General features: G+C 71.7%; 15 protein-coding genes. 7 read left to right on the top strand and 8 right to left on the bottom strand.

Features of this window, described 5'->3' with window-relative positions; translation table 11 throughout:
- The first annotated feature begins 17 nt into the window (after positions 1-17).
- The 6 genes from OHS58_RS32925 to OHS58_RS32900 all read left to right on the top strand — a co-directional run bounded on the left by OHS58_RS32925 (position 18) and on the right by OHS58_RS32900 (position 9,674).
- Positions 18-3,053 (top strand): patatin-like protein, encoded by a 3,036-nt coding sequence (locus tag OHS58_RS32925; RefSeq protein ID WP_328645074.1) that lies wholly within the window; start codon positions 18-20, stop codon positions 3,051-3,053.
- A gap of 220 nt (positions 3,054-3,273) precedes the next feature.
- Positions 3,274-3,828, top strand: a complete 555-nt coding sequence (gene ectA, locus OHS58_RS32920; protein WP_326960038.1) for a diaminobutyrate acetyltransferase — start codon at positions 3,274-3,276, stop codon at positions 3,826-3,828.
- 15 nt (positions 3,829-3,843) lie between these two features.
- Positions 3,844-5,097, top strand: coding sequence for a diaminobutyrate--2-oxoglutarate transaminase (gene ectB / locus OHS58_RS32915; RefSeq protein ID WP_247058630.1), 1,254 nt, complete (start codon positions 3,844-3,846; stop codon positions 5,095-5,097).
- A gap of 11 nt (positions 5,098-5,108) precedes the next feature.
- Positions 5,109-5,501, top strand: coding sequence for an ectoine synthase (locus OHS58_RS32910; protein ID WP_247058629.1), 393 nt, complete (start codon positions 5,109-5,111; stop codon positions 5,499-5,501).
- 34 nt (positions 5,502-5,535) lie between these two features.
- On the top strand, positions 5,536-6,438 hold the full coding sequence (thpD, locus tag OHS58_RS32905; RefSeq protein WP_328645073.1) for an ectoine hydroxylase: 903 nt from the start codon (positions 5,536-5,538) through the stop codon (positions 6,436-6,438).
- Positions 6,439-6,947: 509 nt separating this feature from the next.
- Entirely contained in the window at positions 6,948-9,674 is a 2,727-nt protein-coding gene (locus tag OHS58_RS32900; RefSeq protein ID WP_328645072.1) for an AfsR/SARP family transcriptional regulator, read from the top strand.
- 259 nt (positions 9,675-9,933) lie between these two features.
- Here OHS58_RS32900 and OHS58_RS32895 read toward each other — a convergent pair whose 3' ends face one another.
- The 6 genes from OHS58_RS32895 to OHS58_RS32870 form a co-directional block, all read right to left on the bottom strand.
- Positions 9,934-10,602, bottom strand: coding sequence for a DUF4190 domain-containing protein (locus OHS58_RS32895; protein WP_326944765.1), 669 nt, complete (start codon positions 10,600-10,602; stop codon positions 9,934-9,936).
- Positions 10,603-10,906: 304 nt separating this feature from the next.
- Entirely contained in the window at positions 10,907-11,791 is an 885-nt protein-coding gene (locus OHS58_RS32890) for a hypothetical protein (RefSeq protein ID WP_247058625.1), read from the bottom strand.
- Complete coding sequence (locus OHS58_RS32885; RefSeq protein ID WP_326944764.1) at positions 11,788-12,264, bottom strand: DUF6932 family protein; 477 nt, start codon at positions 12,262-12,264, stop codon at positions 11,788-11,790. The genes OHS58_RS32890 and OHS58_RS32885 overlap by 4 nt, the downstream gene beginning before the upstream one ends.
- Before the next feature lie 56 nt (positions 12,265-12,320).
- Positions 12,321-12,707, bottom strand: a complete 387-nt coding sequence (locus tag OHS58_RS32880; RefSeq protein WP_328649898.1) for a hypothetical protein — start codon at positions 12,705-12,707, stop codon at positions 12,321-12,323.
- A 14-nt stretch (positions 12,708-12,721) separates the two neighbouring features.
- Positions 12,722-13,471, bottom strand: coding sequence for an OmpA family protein (locus OHS58_RS32875; RefSeq protein ID WP_328645071.1), 750 nt, complete (start codon positions 13,469-13,471; stop codon positions 12,722-12,724).
- Between the two features lie 883 nt (positions 13,472-14,354).
- The gene (locus OHS58_RS32870) at positions 14,355-15,173 is read right to left on the bottom strand and encodes an SGNH/GDSL hydrolase family protein (protein ID WP_247058621.1); all 819 of its coding nucleotides are present in this window, start codon (positions 15,171-15,173) and stop codon (positions 14,355-14,357) included.
- A 279-nt stretch (positions 15,174-15,452) separates the two neighbouring features.
- Here OHS58_RS32870 and OHS58_RS32865 point away from each other — a divergent pair, with 279 nt between their 5' ends.
- Positions 15,453-16,115, top strand: coding sequence for a DUF3159 domain-containing protein (locus OHS58_RS32865; RefSeq protein WP_328645070.1), 663 nt, complete (start codon positions 15,453-15,455; stop codon positions 16,113-16,115).
- Positions 16,116-16,216: 101 nt separating this feature from the next.
- Here OHS58_RS32865 and OHS58_RS32860 read toward each other — a convergent pair whose 3' ends face one another.
- Positions 16,217-17,182, bottom strand: a complete 966-nt coding sequence (locus OHS58_RS32860; RefSeq protein ID WP_328645069.1) for an N-acetylglucosamine kinase — start codon at positions 17,180-17,182, stop codon at positions 16,217-16,219.
- A complete protein-coding gene (locus OHS58_RS32855; protein ID WP_247063754.1) occupies positions 17,179-18,225 on the bottom strand; it encodes an SIS domain-containing protein in 1,047 nt (348 codons plus the stop codon). Before OHS58_RS32855 ends, OHS58_RS32860 begins: the two co-directional genes overlap by 4 nt.
- Positions 18,226-18,370 lie beyond the last annotated feature (145 nt).

Below are 18,370 nucleotides of genomic sequence, written 5' to 3'. Positions count from 1 at the left end.
ACCGGCTTGGGGAGCTCATGGCGGAGCAAGCGGAACCGTGGCAGCAGGAGATCCGCCTGGCCATGACGATGGTCGGTGGCGCCAGCCTCGCCATCTGGATGGGCGGCGTCGCCACCGAGACCTCCCAGCTGCTGCGGGAGTCCCGGGGCGACGCCGAGGCGGGGCTCTACCGCGGGCTGCTGGACCTGCTGCGCGCCACGGTGTCGATCGACGTACTGACCGGCACCAGCGCCGGCGGGATCAACGCGGCCTGCCTCGGGCTGGCGGAGGCGTTCGGCTCGACGCCGCAGGTGCTGCGCGACACCTGGATCCGGATCGGCTCGCTGGAGAACCTCATCCGCGACCCGGCGGAGACGCAGCCGCGGTCGGTGCTGGACGGCGACCGCGTGCTGCTCGGTGACCTGGCGCAGGCCCTGCACGAGATCACCGGCCCGGGCACGCCGCCCGCCGAGCCGCCGGACATCACCGTGCTGCTCACCGGCACGATGATCGACGGCGAGACGACCCGGTTCGACGACGCGCTGGGGAACCTGGTGCGCGACACCGAACACCGGATGCTCTTCCGCTTCGAAGGTCCACTGTGGACGGAAGGGGTGCAGGGGCCGCTGGCGCTCGCCGCGCGCGCCACCGCGTCGTTCCCCGGCGCGTTCGAGCTGGCCCGGCTGCCGATCGGCACCGAGGGCACCGACGCGCTGCACCCGGACATGACGGCCTACACCGACCTGACCCGGTCGCACTGGCTGACCGACGGCGGGGTGCTGCTCAACAAACCGCTGCGGCCGGCGCTGCGGGAGATCTTCGAGCGCCCGTCCCACGCGGACGTCCGGCGGCTGCTGCTCTACGTCGTGCCCACCGGCGAGAAAGACACGACGGCGATCGCCTGCGACCCGGCGGCCCCGCCGTTGCTGGCGAACGCGATGAGCAAGGTCGTCTCCACGGTGATGAGCCAGTCGATCAGCGCCGAGCTGGAGGAGCTGACCCGGCACAACGACGCCGTCGTCCGCACCCGCGACACCCGCGTCTCGCTGGCCGCGCTCGGGCTGCGCGGCGGGCCGGAGGCGCTGATCGACAAGCGGCTGGCCACGGCGTACCTGGACCGGCGGACGGCCGAGGACGCCGCCGAGCTGGTGCAGGTGGCCAGCCGCCGGTACGCACTGTCCGATGTGGACACCGAGGACCGCGAGTGGGCGTCCGGGATGTCACAGCAGCTGCGCGCGGTCGCCGTCGGCGGGCTCAGCGCCGGCATCCCGCTCGCGCCACCGTCGACGAGCATGTCCGTGCCCGAGCTGGTCGGCTACCGCACGAGCGCGCTCGACGACGCCGTGGCCACCGGATTGCAGCTGATCAACGCCGGGTTCCGGCTCGGGCCGGACCCCAAGGAGGCCAAGGAGCTCAACGACGCGCGGGCGGGGCTGCACGCGGCGCGCAAGACGTCGGCCCGCGGGGTGCGGCTGGCGCAGTGGATCGCCGCGCACGACGGGCCGGGCGCGAGCAGCACCCTCGAGGTGTGGATCGGCGAGCTCGCCCAGGAGTGGGCCGGGCTCGGCCGCTCGGACGCCGTCGTCGAGGCCTGGCCGCTGGTCGTGGCGGCGCTGCGGGCGGCGACGCCGACGTTGCGCACGCTCGCCAACGCGGCCCTGCGGAACGCGACGGCGCCGACGTCGCGGGCGCTCGCCAACGGCGCCCTCGAGTCCGCCAACGCGGCCATCGAGACGGCCGACACCGTCTCGGTCCTGCTGGACTGGCTGGCCCTCGAGAACGGCGCCGACAACGTCGTCCAGGCGCGGCTGCTGGGCCTGCACGTCGCGACGCGCGGGCTGCTCGCGCAGGCGCCGTCGGTCGACCAGCGCGTCGAGCTCGTGCAGGTCAGCGCCGACTCCCGGACGCTGCTGGACCTGAAGCGGCGCCGGTCGGGGGACAAGCTGACCGGGATGCAGGCCGACGACTTCGGCGCGTTCTACAAGGCGTCCTGGCGGGCCAGCGACTGGATGTGGGGGCGCGTCGACGGCGCCGGTTGGCTGGTCCAGTGCCTGCTCGACCCGGCCCGGCTGGCGACGCTGCGCGACCTCATCGGGCCGGAGGCGTTCCGCGCCGAGTTCGTCGCGGCGCTGGGCCCGCTCTGGCGCGAGCCGGACCCCGCCGACAACGCCGAGCCGGCCGAGCTGCAGCAGCTCAAGGACCAGCTGAGCGCCGAACTGGCGTTCCTCGGGCTGGACTGCGCGCTGAAGCCGGTCGCGAAGTTCTCGGACGACCCGCCGATCAGCATGCCGGTGACGGCCATGGTGCTCGCGCGGACGCGGCAGGCGCAGATCGCCGCGGAGGAGCTGCCGGTGGTCGCCGAGCAGGCCCAGGCCGACGTCGAGATCGGCGGCTGCAGCGGCGCGGCGTCGGCGGCGTTCCGGGCGCGGAGCGCGCGGCCGATCGGCGACGCGGACACCGCCCAGCGCGCCTTCCAGGCCTGCCAGGTCTCGGCGGAGAAGCTCGCCGGCGAGCAGGGCACCCCGCAGCTGACGCGGACCCTGGTCAAGCTCGGCGCGGCCGTGGTCAACGCCGGCGCCGTCGCGTTCCGGCTGCCCGGCGGCTGGCCCAAGACGGTGGCGGGCATCCTGCGGACGGTGGCCCGCAGCTCGGCGAAGGTCACGCAGAGCGCGTCCAAGCTGGGCACGCTCGGCTCGCTGGCGGCGGGCGTGCTGGCGCTGCTGGCCGGCCTGGTCATCGGCGACAGCAGCGGCGCGATCCTGCAGTGGATCGGCCTCCCGGTGCTGGCCGGCGCGGTCGTCTACCTGGCGACGGCCCTGCTCACGATGGGCCGCACGCCACGGCGGCTGGTCGGGGTGCTCGGGGCGCTGGCGGTGGCGGCGCTGCTGCTGGCCGCGTTCCTGCCCCCGATCGCCAGGCCGTTCTTCGGCTGGCTCGGCAACGTGGTGGCCGGCTGGCGCCGCGGCGACGGCGCGGTGTGGTGGCTCGTGGTCTCCGGCCTGCTGATCCTCCCGGCGGTCGTGATGCCGGTCAGCGGGGCCTGGCGACGTCTCCGCCACCGCCGTCGCCCCTGACCCGCGGCACTTTCACGTGAAAGTGCCGTGTGGTCACCCGCGGGGATTCGGCCCGGCGCCTTGCGATCTTCGGCCCGGGGGTTCATGGTGCGGGTAGGTCACGGACAACGAGGACGCGACCTGGGCGCCCGTGTGCCCCGGAACTTCTTCCGTCAAACACGTTTGTGGGACTCCTCACCGGGTACTCCACGTCGCCCCAGGTCATCGCGGGGTGCGTGAGCTGCGTCGCTGGCGGCCGGAAAATTCTCTGTTACGTTTCCTGAGTATGTCCGTAACGCACTTGATCGAATCGCCGACCAAGGCGGACGGCGCGGAGCTGTGGCGAATCGCGCGTGATTCCGCCAAGCTCGATCTCAACTCGCCGTACGCATACATGCTGTGGTGCCGCGATTTCGCCGAGACATCGGTGGTCGCGCGCGAGGACGGCAAGGCGGTCGGATTCGTCATCGCCTACCGCCGGCCCGACGAGCCCGAGGCCGCGCTCGTCTGGCAGGTCGCGGTCGACGCGTCGCAACGAGGGAAGGGCCTGGCCGGGGCCCTGCTCGACGCGTTGTACACGCGCCTGGTCGGCGCGGGGGTGCGCTACCTCGAGACCACCATCACCCCGGACAACGAAGCGTCCATCGGGTTGTTCACGTCGTTCGCGAAGCGCTGGAACACCGCGATGGAAACCAGCGTGCTGTTCGGCGGGGACGAATTCCCCGAAGCCGGGCACCTGGCCGAAGAGCTTTACCGCATCGGTCCGCTATCGGTACGCACAGATCCGGGCGAGTAGGAGAAAAGAAACGTCATGAGCATCTTCGAAGAGCTCGAATCCGAAGTACGCAGCTACAGCCGCGGCTGGCCCGTCGTGTTCGACCGCGCGCAGGGGAGCTGGCTCCACGACGAGAGCGGCAAGCCGTACCTGGACTTCTTCGCCGGGGCCGGCGCGCTCAACTACGGGCACAACAACCCGGTGCTGAAGCAGGCCCTGATCGACTACATCCAGCGTGACGGCGTCACGCACGCGCTGGACATGTACACCGTGGCCAAGCGCGACTTCCTGCAGACCTTCCGCGACCGGATCCTCGACCCGCGCAACCTGAACTACAAGGTCGTGTTCCCGGGTCCGGGTGGCGCGAACGCCGTCGAAGCCGCGCTGAAGCTCGCGCGGAAGGTGACCGGCAAGGAGTCGGTCATCAACTTCACCAACGCCTTCCACGGCATGACGCTCGGCGCGCTGTCGGTCACCGGCAACTCGATGAAGCGCGGCGCCGCGGGCATCCCGCTGGTGCACGCCACGCCGATGCCGTACGACCGGTACTTCGACGGCGCCATGCCGGACTTCCTGTACTTCGAGAAGCTCCTCGAAGACTCCGGCAGCGGGCTCAACGAGCCGGCCGCGGTGATCGTCGAGGGCGTCCAGGGCGAGGGCGGCATCAACGCCGCGCGCCTGGAGTGGCTGAAGGGTCTCGACGACCTCTGCAAGCGCCACAACATCCTGCTGATCCTCGACGACGTCCAGATGGGCTGCGGCCGCACCGGCCCGTTCTTCAGCTTCGAGGACGCCGGGATCTCGCCGGACATCGTCTGCCTGTCGAAGTCCATCAGCGGCTACGGCCTGCCGATGGCGCTAACGCTGATCAAGCCGGAGCTCGACGTCTGGGAGCCCGGCGAGCACAACGGCACCTTCCGCGGCATCAGCCCGGCGTTCATCACCGCCACCGCGGCGATCGACACCTACTGGCGCGACGACGAGCTGGAGAAGTCGACCAAGGCCAACGGGGAGCGCATCGCCAGTGCGTTCTCCGGGCTCGTCGAGGCCTACCCGGAGGCGAAGCTGTTCGCCAAGGGCCGGGGCCTCGCGCGCGGGCTCGAGTTCGAGAACGGCGACCTGGCCGGGCGCGTCTGCGCCGAGGCCTTCGCCCGCGGCATGCTCATGGAGACGTCCGGTCCGGACGGCGAAGTCATGAAGCTGCTGCCGCCCCTGACCCTGACCGACGACGAGCTGACGCAGGGTCTGTCCATCATCGACGAGTCCGTCAAGGCCGTCCTGACCAAGTAGAGGAGTACGACGTGCTCGTTCGCACGCTCGACGAGGTGACCGACACCGACGCCGACATCAAGACCCCCAACTGGCGCAGCAAGCGCATCATCCTGGCGAAGGAGGGCGTCGGCTTCTCGGTGCACGAGACCACGCTCTACGCCGGGACCGTCAACGACTTCTGGTACGCGAACCACATCGAGGCCGTGTTCATCACCTCGGGCGAGGGTGAGGTCGAGGACCTCGCCACCGGCAAGGTGCACGAGCTCAAGCCCGGCACGCTGTACCTGCTCAACGACCACGACAAGCACCAGGTCCGGCCGCGGACCGAGATCAAGTGCGTGTGCGTGTTCAACCCCCCGGTGACCGGCCGCGAGGTGCACGACGAAAACGGCGTGTACCCGCTGATCACCGAGGACGCGTAAGAGAACCGGAGCGGCAACACAGGAGGCGAAGCCCGTGACGCTGATGGACACCCGGGTCGACGACGGTTACCCGACCCGGATCACCGGTGCGCCGGAGCACCTTCCGCGCGTGCACCCCACCGTGTGGGGTACCGAAGCCGATGGTCCGATCGACGCCGCGACCCTGGCGAACCACGAGGCCCGCGGCTACACGGTGGACGACGACCTGCTCTCGGTCGGCGAGGTCCAGACGTACTGGCAGGAGCTGGTGCGGCTGTCGTCGAACCGCGAGCCGGCGCAGGACGAGCGCGTGATCACCGAGGCGCGGACCGGCGAGGTCCGGTCGATCTTCGCCGTCCACGACGTTTCGGACCTGATTTCGGAGCTGGTGCGCGACCCGCGCGTGCTGGACCGGGCGCGGCAGCTGCTCGGCTCCGACGTCTACCTCCACCAGAGCCGGGTGAACTACATGCCCGGGTTCAAGGGCACCGGGTTCTACTGGCACTCGGACTTCGAAACCTGGCACGCGGAGGACGGCATGCCGGCCCCGCGGGCGGTCAGCTGCTCCATCGCGCTGACCGACAACTACCCGTTCAACGGCGGCCTGATGATCATGCCGGGCTCGCACCGGACGTTCGTCCAGTGCGCCGGCGAGACGCCGGCCGAGAACTACAAGGCCTCGCTCAAGGACCAGCGGGTGGGCGTGCCGACCGAGGACGACATCACCAGGATGGCGGCCGAGCACGGCATCGAGCAGTTCACCGGGCAGGCCGGGTCGGCCCTGTGGTTCGACGCGAACCTCATGCACGGCTCGGGGAACAACATCACGCCGTACCCGCGCTCGAACATCTTCCTGGTGTTCAACAGCGTGGAGAACGCCTTGACCGAGCCGTACGCCGCGAGCCGGCCGCGCCCGGCGTTCATCGCCGGCCGCGACACGACGCCGATCTCGCGCTGACGCGCACCCGAAAGCGGCCGACACGCACGCGTGCCGGCCGCTTTCGACGTTTCTGTCGGCTTTTCGGGGCCGGCGCGGAAATTCGCGTCAACCCGGCGGTGACTGATCCGGTGCGCTTTGTTACCGTGTCGCCACCGCGAGGGCGTGTGGCCCGCGCGAGAACCGTCTTCGCGGACGACCGGCGGGTGCTTCGCTCGGGGTGAGCAGACCCCACCCGGTCGCTCACGGCGACGACGGGCGGACCGCGCCCCCTGGCGGCCCGGCCGGCGCAGTGCGCACGACCCCGCACCAGCGGATCGGGACCGATGGTGCGGGGTCGTGTTGCGTCCGGAGGAAGTCGTAGCCGCTCGCGCTGCCACCGCGGAATCCGCAGAGTGACGAAGTTCCTGGTGACCGGCCTGTGGCCGTCCCGACTGGGTGGTACAGGTCCGCCTGCCGTCACGGTAAGTTGAATTTTCCGACGAGGGAGACGTCGGACAACCGTGATCCCCGGGGAGGTGGGCGCGAGCGTGGCCGAAACCCGCTTCCAGCTGCTCGGGCCCGTCCAGCTCTTCGCCGGCGACGTCCCGGTGCCCATCGGCGGCCCCGGCGTCCGGGGGCTGCTCGCGCTGCTGGCCCTCCAGCCCGGCAAGGTCGTCGCGCTCGACGACATCATCGACGCGCTCTGGGGCCACGACCCGCCCGCGACGGCCCGGACCATCATCCACGGCAACGTCTCCCACCTGCGGCGCGTCCTGCGGGACATCGAGAGCGACGCCGCCATCCTCACCACCCCGCCCGGCTACCGGCTGGTGGCCGAGCCCGGGCAGATCGACGCCCACCGGGCGCGCACGCTGCTGGACCGCGCGTCCGTGGCGAACCCCGAAACGGCGGCCGCGCTGCTGGCCGAGGCGCTCGCGTTGTGGCAGGGCCCGGTGCTCGGCGGGGTGCCCGAGTCCGTGCGGGCGCCCGAGCTGGCGGAGCTGCGCCGGGCCGTGCACGGCGCCCGCGTCGACGCGGACCTGAACCTGGGCCGGCACGCCGAGCTGATCGTCGAACTGAGCCCGCTCGCCGATCCGCTGGAGGAGCGGACCGCGGGCCAGCTGATGCGGGCGCTCTACCACGCCGGGCGCCGCGGGGACGCGCTCGAGCTGTACCGGACCGTCTCCCGCGCCACCGTCGGCACCCTGGGCGTCGAACCCGGCGCCGAGCTGCGCTGGCTCCACGAGCGCGTGCTCAACGACGACCTCCCGGCGCCGGCCGAAGGGCCCGCGAAGGCGATTTCGCAGCTGCCCGCCGCGGTGCCGAGCCTGGCCGGGCGTGCCGGCGAACTCGACTGGCTCGACGCGCTGGTCACCCGGGTCGAGGCCGGGGAGACCACGATCGCCGTGGTCACCGGGACAGCCGGCGTCGGCAAGAGCACGCTGGTCGTCTGGTGGGCCCACCGCGTCGCGGCGCGGTTCCCGGACGGCGTCCTGTTCGCCTCGCTGCGCGGCTTCGACCCGCACCACCCGCCGCTGGAGCCCGCCGAGCTGCTGACGCAGTTCCTGCTCGGCCTCGGCGTCGAAACCGCGCAGGTCCCGGAGCTGCTGCACGAGCGCGTCGCGCTGTACCGGTCGCTGATCGCCGGGCGCCGGATGCTCGTGCTGCTCGACGACGCCCGCACCGCCGAGCAGGTGCGCCCGCTGCTGCCGCCGAGCGCGCGCACGATGACTGTCGTGACCAGCCGGTCGCGCCTCGACGGGCTCGCCGTGTCGAACGCGGCCAGGCAGCGCGTGCTCGGCACGCTCGCCCCCGGCGACGCCGTCCGGCTGATCGAGGAGCTGGCCGGCCCGGCCGAGCAGAACCACACGCTCGCGCGGCTCTGCGGTTACCTCCCGCTCGCGCTGCGGATCGCCGGCGCCCGCCTGTCGGCGAGCCCACAACGCACCGCGGCGGAGCTCGTCGACGAGCTCGGCAACGAGCGCACGCGGCTGGCCGGGCTGCAGGTCGACGGCGCCGAGGACGGGGTGCGCGCGGCCTTCGACGTCTCCTTCCGCGGCCTGCCCGGCGAGATCGCCGAGACGTTCCTGCAGCTGGGCGGGGTGCCCGGGGTGATGGTCGGGCCGCACCTGATGGCCGCCGTCGCGCAGATCCCGGTGGCCGAGGCCCGCCGCCGGCTGCGGGCGCTGGCCGCGCACAACCTCATCGAAGAGACCGCCCGCGACGTCTTCGCCCCGCACGACCTCGTCTGGCTCTACCTGCGCGAGCTGGCTGAGCAGGAGCTCGACGAGAAGGAGCGCGACGAGACGCTCGGCTGGACGGTCCGCTACTACCAGGCGGTGGCCGACCGGGCCCGGCGCCGCCTCGCCCGCGTCGTCGATCCGCTCGACTTCGCCGGCGTGCTGGCCGAAGACGTGATGCCGCCGCTGCCGGGCTTCGCCGAGGCGCAGGACTGGTTCGCGGCCGAGTGGCCGAACCTGCTGGCGGTGCTCGACGCCGCGTACGCCGCGGGCCGCTACGACGACGTCTGGCGGCTGGCCCTGCTCGGGCACACCTACCGCGTCGCGTGCCCGCTGCTCGACGAGTGGACGCGGATGGCCGAGCTCGGCGTCGCCGCCGCCGTGGCCGCGGGGGACGTCGCCGGGCAGTGCTGGCTGCGGCTCACCCGGTGCGAGATCGCGCTGACCTTCGAGCTGCCGGGCGCCGGGCTCGCCGACGCCGAGCGGGCGCGGGAGCTGGCCGCCGGGCTCGCCGACGACCGGCTCGCCACCGCGGCCGACCTGCAGCTCGGCCGCGCGCTGAGCCGGCTCGGCGAACACGACCGGGCCGTCGAGCGGCTGCGCACGGTCATCGCGGCGGCCGACGGCGACGCCGTGCTGCTCGGGCAGGCGCTCAGCAGCTGCGCGGCGGCGGAACAGCGGGCGGGTCGCTTCCCCGACGCGATCGCCCACCAGCTCGCCGCGCTGCGGATCGACCGCGAGCTGGGCGACGACGACCGGGTCGTCCGCTCGCTGGACGACCTGGCCGCGCTGAGCCTGCTGGCCGGGGACCAGCCGGCGGCCGAGCGCTACGTCCGCGAGGCGATCGACCTCGCGATCAGCCGGGAGTTCGTCGCGCGCGAAGGCGCGTTGCGGCTGACATTGGGCCGGGTCCTGCGGGCGAAAGGCGATCCGGCCGGCGCCCGTGAGCAGCTCGCGATGTCCGTGCGCATTTACGAACGCGTCCACCCGAAGCTCGTCGGCGAAGTCCGCGCCGAACTCGCTGAACTGCAGTGACGATTCGGCCGGCTGTTGCGAACGGGTCACGGCCGCCCGGTGACCGGGGAATCCTTAGTGGATTCTTAGTGCCCGCCTCCGCCGTCCGCGTAGGTTCGGCGGTGCCGGTGGAGCCCTGGGGAGGGGCAGGCTGGGAAGCCGGTGCCAGGCCCCGCGGGGGGAAACCCCAGCGGGGCTGGGAGTCGCCAGGAGCGGCTCGTGGCGGCCCGGCCGGCCGAGATGGGGGTAGGCCGGCCGGTCGCCAGGCGGGTGCCGCCGATCAGCCCACGTTGGCCGTGCAGAGCGCGATGCTCGTCCCGCTGTTCTCCGCGACCTTCTTGCCGTCGACGAGAATGGCGCACCCGATATCGTTGTATGAATTCGAATTGCGCGTGTCCGCGGTGAGCGTCAAAAGATAAGAACCATTGTTGTACGAAGCCTGGCCCTGCCACGCGTCGGTGCTCGCGGGCGCGGTTTCGGTGCGCTGGTCGCTGAGGCTGCCGTAGCGCACGGTCGCGCCGCCGGCGGAGGTCACCTGGAAGACCACGGCGTGCTTGTCGCCGGCCGCCGCGGGCATGTGCAGCCCGGAGCTGCCGCCGCCGAGGAAGGTCGAGTAGACCAGCATCCCGCCGGTCGAGAGCAGCGCCACGACGGAGACGACGACGGCGGTGATCGCCAGCCCGCGGCCGCCCACGGTGCCCTTCTTGACCTGGACCACCCCGAGGACGCCCAGGACCAGCCCGATCGCGCCCAGGGGCCACGCGACGAACCCGATGTCCGGGACGAAAGCGACGGCCAGGGCCGCGATCCCGAGGAGCAGGCCGACGATCGCCAGGATGTTCCGGGCGGGTTTCGCATTCGCTTGACGACGCTCAGTGGCCGTCACCGGCGGCGCCGGCCTGCTGCCGTGGCGCGCGGTGGTCGGCGGGTACTGCGGGTCGGTCATCATGCCTGCCCCTTCGGATGGGAGTGCGACGACGTTAACCCATAAGTGTGGCCCAGAACGAAATTGTTACATTCTGGAAAAAGTCATTGTCCCACCATTTTGCGCCGGGTATCGGTATTTCCTGACCTCGCGCGCAGGGTGTGGCCCGGTGATCAATGGGAAGAATATCGGAGTTCCCACTGTTCGATGCGGTCTTCCGCGACCTCACGGCCGATATCGTAAATTCGGTACGAACATCCCGGCACCGCCGTGAGGCCTACGACGAGTGGCTGGTCGGTCGCGGAGCGCAGGCCGGATATCGGACTTCTCAGTCGAAAAGACTCACTTCGGGAGTGATCTCGAGGAGCTCGAACACCGGCCGGCCGCGGCGGCCGTCGATCGTGGTCGTGCGCACGACCCGCAGCCGGGCGGTCACCGGGTGGTCGAGGTTCTCCTTGATCTCGTCGAGCAGGTCCTCGGCCACGGCGCCCTGGATGGTCCCGCCCGACTCGCGGTCGAGGTAGAAGATCCGCCGCCGGGTGCGGACGCCGTCGAGCCGCCCGCGCACCGTCTCGTAGCCGACCGCCTCGCGGGACTCCCGGAGGCTGCCCTGCAGGATCCGCGCCTGCTCGGTCGTCATGCTGCGGGTGACCTGCTCGCCGGCCGTCGGCGTCAGCGCCATCCCGATGCCGGCGTTCTTCGCGACGGCGTTGACGATGTCGCTCACGGCGTTGCGGACGGTGTCGCGCTGCAGCAGCACGGCGTCGAGCGCGCCGTCGTCCGAGCCGTTGGCCGGCAGGAAGTCGCACAGCTCCTTCACGGCCCGCTCGGACAGCGTCTCGATGCCGTCCACGATCAGCGCGTCGTCGGCGACGTCGAGCTCGGGGAAGCCGAAGAAGATCGCGTTGCCGGCCTGGCCGCGCTGGATCAGCGGCGCCTTGTCCCGGTCGGCCTGCTGGACGATGGTGACCTCGCCCGAGGGGTTCCGGATGATGTGCCCGATCTTGGCCGTCGCGTCCTGCAGCGCCCGGCTGATGTCGGAGAAGGTGTAGGCGTCGATGTGCTGCTCGCCGATCACGGACACGTGCAGCAGCGGCGACCGGGACGTCCGCTCGAACTTGGCGTTCGCGGCCATCGCCGACGCGCGCGCCAGGTCGTCCAGCCAGGTGCCGCCCGGGATCTCGTCGGCGATGCGCCGGAACTCGTTCCTCACCAGATCATCTCCGGGTAGCCCTTGCCGCCTGCGGCCCAGACCTCGGCCCAGGTGTCCTCGTCGCCGGGGCGGCACAGGAAGCCGTCCAGCATGCCCCCGACCGGCTGCACCTGGTCCAGGTACATCGCGGGCTGCCCGACGATCACGCCGCGCAGGGTCAGCAGGCCGTACAGCGCCGACCGGCCTTCGTCGTCGAGCCGCTTCAGCGCGCCCCACTCGTCCGGGATGAGGACGACGTCGAGGCCGCGCGGCGGGTGCGCGGTGCGCATGACCAGCTCGCCGCCGATCCAGGCGCGCCCCGACGGCATGATCCGGCGGGCCACGCCGAGGTAGCTGTTGAGCGCGCTGAAGAGGATCTCGCGCTCGTTCTGGTGCGGGGCGTCGAAGACCAGGCGCTCGTAGACGTCGGCGAGGTCGCCGGCGTGCCGGCCCGGCGGCAGAACCTGCTGGGGCGTCCAATGGGGGAGCGCCACGCCACCCCCTTCTCAGCCTCGCTCACAGTGCGTAGCCGAATTTACCAGGATGGGTGTCAGGCACCGCGCCCAGGCTGGTGCGGGGCCTGCGGCCACTGGTGGGTGGCGTCGGGCAGGTCGTCCGCTTCGGGCCAGACCGGTTCCTCTTCGGCGGGCCAGTACTCATCCTGCGCCCCGCGTTGCGGCGGCAGTGGGAGGTGCCCTTCGCGGTGCCCGGCGGGCTCGGGGGTGTCCTCGTCGTAGCGGGACTCCTCCGTCGGCTGGAAGTTCGCGGCGGGGATGAACTGAGTCTGCTCGGCCGGCGTGGGCTCGTAGTACGGCTCGGGTTCCCGGGTGGGCTCCGGCGCGGTGTGCTGGGTGCGCAGGACGAGCCACGCGGAGAGCGCACCGAGGGCGAAGGCGACGATCAGCCACAACCAGATCTGCCCGAACAGCCACACCATCCTGCTCACACCCTTCAGACGACGGTGATCTCGACGCGCCGGTCCTCTTCGCCACCGGCGGCGGGCCGGGTGTCACCCAGCCCCCGCGACGTCACGCGCCCGGCGGTCAGCCCGTTCGAAGTGAGGATCCGCGCGACGGCCCGGGCGCGGTCCCGGGAGAGTTTCAGAGCGGCGCTCTCGCCACCGGGCCCACGGGCGACGTGCCCGGTGACGCGGTACCGAAAGGTCGCAGGCGACTTGGCGAGCGCGACGGCGACGCCCTTGGCGGCCTGCTCACCTTCGGGAGTGAGCCGAGCGGTGTTCGGCACGAAGGCGATGGGCGCCTCGGCGAGCATCCGATCGATCTCGGCCTGCACGCCGGCCTTGTCGGTGGGCGGCGGTGCTGGGCTGGTGGTTGGTGGCGCTGTGGTCGGTTGCGGGCTTGGCTGTGTTGTTGTCGGGCTGTGGCTGGGGCTGGGGCTCGGGGTCGGGGCCACGGGGATGACGTCGCCGGAGATCTGCGCGGCCCGGACGCCATCGACGTTCTGGACGACTTCGAGGGCGCGCAAGGCCTTGTCGGGCGGAAAGCCGCTGAGGGTGGCATCCCGGCCGTCGAAGCTGACGGAGCCCGCGGGAAGCCCCGCGGCGGCGAGCGCGTCCTGGGACTTCGTGGTGAGGTCACGCTGGACGCTCCCGGCCTGCGCCCAGGTCACGACCCCCGCCAGCAGCGCCGTGACCAGCACCGCGATCGGGATCAACCGGATCCAGCCACGCCCACCGGACATGAAGCGACTGTAAGCCGGACGAGGCGGCTTGGCGACCTGGGAGAGCGGTCCGTCCACAGTTTGTCCCCAGCCGGGTCGACATGTGGACAACTGGAGTTGCGGTGATCGTCCGGACACGTTCTGTCGGATCTCCCCGTTACGCTGGAGACGGGCGGCCCCCCTTGGGAGTGGTGGGGTATGTCTGTTGGGTCACCAGGGGGCGGTTTTCGCAGGTTGGTGGGGTCGGTGGGCGCGGAGCGCGAGCGGAGCCGGGCGGAGCGAAGGAGCGGAGCGAGCGGGCGGAGCGCGAGCCGGCGGAGCCAGGCTCAGCGGAGCGAGCCTGGTGCAGCGGGTGGGCGGAGCGCAGCTGAGCGGGCGGAGCTGAGCGGAGTCTGGCGCAGCGGAGCGGAGCGCAACCGGGGAGCTGAGCGGAACCTGGCGCAGCGGAGCTGAGCGAAGCAGAACCCGGCACAGCGGGCTGGCGGAGTCTGGCGCAGCAGAGCGCAGCGCAACGGGCGAAACTGAGCGGGGCGAGTGAGCGAAGCGAGCCTGGCGGAGCAGTCGGGTTCGGCAGGGCTTGGAGCCAGGCGATCCTTCGGCCGTCAGACAGCTCGGCGGACTTGAGGTGGGCGGGCAGCCGGAGCCCGATGGTCCTGGGCCGTGCCGGGTGCCCACAGACATGCGCCGCTAGGACCGGCGCGAGATCGGTAGAGAGATCAGCCGCGAGGCGGGCAGCGAGATCAGCCGCAGGGCGGCAGCGGAACAACCGCAGACCGGCAAGCAGAACTAACCACAGAGCCGCAGGCAGCCGGACAAATCGCAGGGCAGACCCCCCAGCCCGACAGCAACCAGCCGAGAGGCGAGAAGACCCCCGACGTTCCGAGGGGCAACCGAAACCCCAACCTCAGCTGGCCTGCTGCTGTTGCTGAGCGTTCTCCGCCGCTTCGAGAACCTCGATCGGCACCAGCGGTGCCAGCTGCGGCCGCTTCGGGGACAGGCCGTCCCCCATCGACTCGCCTCGTAGCTGGCGGCGGATCCATGGCAGCAGGTGCACCTTCGTCCACGCCAGGTCCGACCTGCGTGAGTCGATCCAGCGGCTCGGGGTGTCCTCCGATGGCCACGGCTCGCGCCAGTCGCTGGCCACCGGGATGCCCAGAACCTCCGCCGACTTCAGGGCGATGCGGCGGTGGGCTTCCGGGGAGAAGTGGAGGCGGTCGTCGCTCCAAGCTCGGCGGTCGTGTAGCGGGCCCATTGTCCACAAGTCCACCATGCGGGCTCCGTGGCGCTCCGCGATCGCCCACAGGTGCGTGTTGTAGATCGCCACCTTGCCGCGCAGCACCGACATCACCGACAGCACCTTGGTGTCCGGGCCGTTGAAGATGAGTACCGGGATGCCGGCCTCGCGCAGCTTCGCGACGCCCTCCTCGAACCGCTCGACGACCGCTTCGACGTCGGCGCCCGGGACGATGATGTCGTTGCCGCCGGCGCAGAGCGTGACCAGGTCGGGCTTCAGTTCCAGCGCGATCGGCAGCTGCTCGTCCATGATCTCGTCGAGCATCTTGCCCCGCAGGGACAGGTTCGCGTACCGGAAGTCGGACCGCCCGGCCGCCAGGATCTCGGCGAGCCGATCGGCCCAGCCCCGGAACGAACCGTCCGGCAACGCGTCGTTGAGCCCCTCGGTGAAGCTGTCACCGAGCGCCACATAGCTGTCGAATCCGTACACGTTGGGTCCCCTTCCCGTCCTGCGACCGACCCACCCCGACATATAGTTGTACACCCCAACTAACGAATCGGGCCGCACCCCCACGATGCGCCCACCGCCACCGCGGGTTCAGCCAGCGGTAACAGTGTCTTATCTTGTCGGCCTTCCGCGCTCCTGTATTACGCAGTCTTCACCTTCGGTATGCCGTGAAACAGCACACTCGGAGTTAAAACCGGCACCCGATGTGGCGAAGATCTCCCCGGCCGGGGCGTTCCGGGGCTGATCCGGCAGGCTGGACACGTGTCCGAACAACCCCGCGAGTCGCTCGCGCAGATCCTCGGCGGCCGCCGGGGTGCGCTCGACGCCAGCATCCCGCCGGTCGGTTTCGTCGTGGGCTGGCTCGCGGCCGGCCAGTCCATCGCCTGGGGGGCCGGCGCCGCCATCGCGGTCGCCGTCGCGCTCGGGATCTTCCGGTACGCCCGCGGCGGCAAGATCCGCGCGATCGTGGTCAGCCTCGCCGCCGTCGTCGCGGCCGCGCTGATCGCCCTGCACACCGGCCGCGCCCAGGACTTCTTCCTGCTGCAGCTGATGTCCAATGTGGCCAGCGCGCTGCTCTGGGCGGCCAGCATCGTGGTCCGCTGGCCGCTGCTCGGCGTCGTCGTGGGCCTGGTGCTGGGCCAGAAGACGCGCTGGCGCCGCGACCCCGTCCTGCTCAAGGCCTACTCGAGGGCGAGCTGGGTGTGGGTGTTCGGCCAGTACGTGCTGCGCGTCGTCGTCTACGGCCTGCTGTGGTGGTCCGGCCAGGTGATCGCGCTCGGCGTGGCCCGCACGGTGCTGTCGTGGCCGCTGGTCGCGCTGACCGTCGCGGTCAGTGGCTGGGTGCTCTACCGCGCGTTGCCGCCGGAGCACCCCGGCCTGCGCTTGACCCCCGAAACCCGGCCGGAGGACGTACCCGGGGCATAAGGCGGCCCCCGGCGAGGGGGGAGGGTCCGGGGGCCACTGCCTACGGTACCCGGCCTACCCGGGTTCAGTCGACGTTTTCACGTCTTCGCGCCGCGTTTTGCTCATTTTCCCAGGAGCGCCGGTCTCGGTGTCCCCTCGCCGAAGGCGTCGACGGCGGCCAGCCAGGCCGCCCCGAGCACCCCATCGGAGCTGGTCAGCACCTCGAGACCGGTCAATCCACGCCGCACGAGCGCCCCGACCGGGCTGGTCCCGGTGAGCACCGAACCGACGAGGACGACCGGGGTCGACTCGCCGGGCTCGCGCGCGGCGAGGGCGTTCGCGACCAGCAGCCCGGCCCCGCGGGCCACGATTTCGCCCGCCGCGGGCTCGCCGGCGTCGTGCGCCGCGCTCACCAGGGGGGCGAACCGGGCCAGCCGCACCGGCGCCTCCGCGTTGGCGTTCGTGATCAACGCGCGGGACGCGGCGAGCCGCTCGGCATCGGTCCGGACGTCCACACCGGACGGTCCGAGCGCTTCGGCGAGCACCGCCGAGGGGAGGCCGTCGAGTGACGACCCGCGCCCGAGTGCCTCCAAAGTGGACCGGACGGCTTCGCGGCCGAGCCAGAACGCCGACCCCTCGTCACCGAGCAGCCAGCCGTAGCCGCCCGCGGTGCCGGCCAGCCGCCGCTTCCGGATCCGGCCCGCGATCGAGCCGGTGCCGGCGACGAGCACGGTCCCGTCCGGCGCGGCGGTCGCGGACGCGTACGCCACTTCCGCGTCGGCGACCGTGCGCACGACGCCGGTGAGGCCGATCCGGGCCCACGCCGCGTCGAACACCGCCGCGATCGCCGGGTCGCTCAGCTTGCTGACCCCGGCCATGCCGACGACGCACGCGCGCACGCCGCCGGGGTCGCGCCCGCCGAGGGCCGCGGTGATCGCGTCGGCGATCCGGCCCGCGGCCACCTCGGGCGCGTGCGCGTTGGGGTTGGCGCCGTCGCCGCGCCCGGTACCCAGCACGACGCCGGCGGCGTCGACCAGTGCGGCCCTGGTCGACGTGCCGCCGGCGTCCACGCCGACAGCGAAGGTCACCGGGTCTTGGTCACCTTCAGCAGGCCGCGCGGGCTGTCCGGGTCGCCGCCGCGGGCCAGCGACAGGCCGAGCGCGAGCCGCTGGAGCGGCAGGATCTCCAGGATCGGCGCCAGCTCCTCGACGGTCGGCGCGACGTCGATGCGTAGCGCCGCGGGCACCTCGGAGGCGGCCGAGCCGACGGCGAGGACGTCCGCGCCGCGCTTGCCGACGGCCTCGAGGACCTCGTGCATCGCCTGGCCGCCGTGCCCGGCGCTGGTCACCGCGAGCACGGCGGTCTCGCCGTTGACCGCCGCGACCGGGCCGTGCAGCAGGTCCGCGCCGCTGTACGCGCGGGCGGCGAGGTAGCTGGTCTCGGCCAGCTTGAGCGCGCCTTCGAGCGCGGACGCGTAGGAGTAACCGCGGCCGGTCGTGAGGACGCGGTCCACGAAGCGGTAGCGGTCGACCGCGCGCTGGACGCCCTCGACGGAGCCGTCGAGGGTCTGCTGGGCCAGCTCGCCGATCTTCTCGGCGTCGGCCGCCTTGCCGCCGCGCACCGCGTCGATCAGCAGGTACAGCGCCATCAGGGTGGCGGAGTACGTCTTGGTCGCGGCGACGGCCGTCTCGACACCGGCGCCGATGTCGATGCCGAGCTCCGACGCCGCGCGCAGCGGCGACTCGGGCGTGTTGGTGACGGACACGGTCAGCGCGCCCTGGCGCCGGGCCGTCTCGGTCACCTCGATCAGGTCAGGTGAGCCGCCGCTCTGGCTGACCGTGACGAACAGCACGTCCCGCAAATCGGGCCGCGCGCCGTACAGCGTCGCCGTAGACGGGGAGACAAGACCAGCCGGAAGGCCGAGCATTACCTCGATCAGGTACTTCGCATACAACGCTGCGTGGTCACTCGATCCACGCGCGGCGAGCAAAGCGAAGCGCGGGGGGCGTTGTGAGATCTTTTCCGCCACCCCGGCGATTTCCGCCTGACGCTCGACCAGTCCGGCCAAGACGTCCGGCTGCTGGGCGATCTCCGCGGCCATGTGCTCGCCGGGCCGTTGTTCGGTCATCATTTTCCTCTCCACCTCCGGCATTATGTACCGGACTCAGGCGGCGTCGGTCAGGTCTAGACCAATCTTAGTGGGGCGGCGCGTTTGGGGAAAAGGGTACGTTTCTTACGGGGACGTGGCGTGTTATGAGGGAAGACATAGGGAGTCG

The sequence above is a fragment of the Amycolatopsis sp. NBC_00348 genome (genome assembly GCF_036114655.1).
Taxonomy (GTDB): Bacteria; Actinomycetota; Actinomycetes; order Mycobacteriales; family Pseudonocardiaceae; genus Amycolatopsis.
The sequence above is the reverse complement of the archived record's forward strand: the minus strand, read 5'-3'. Positions and strand labels throughout refer to the sequence as shown.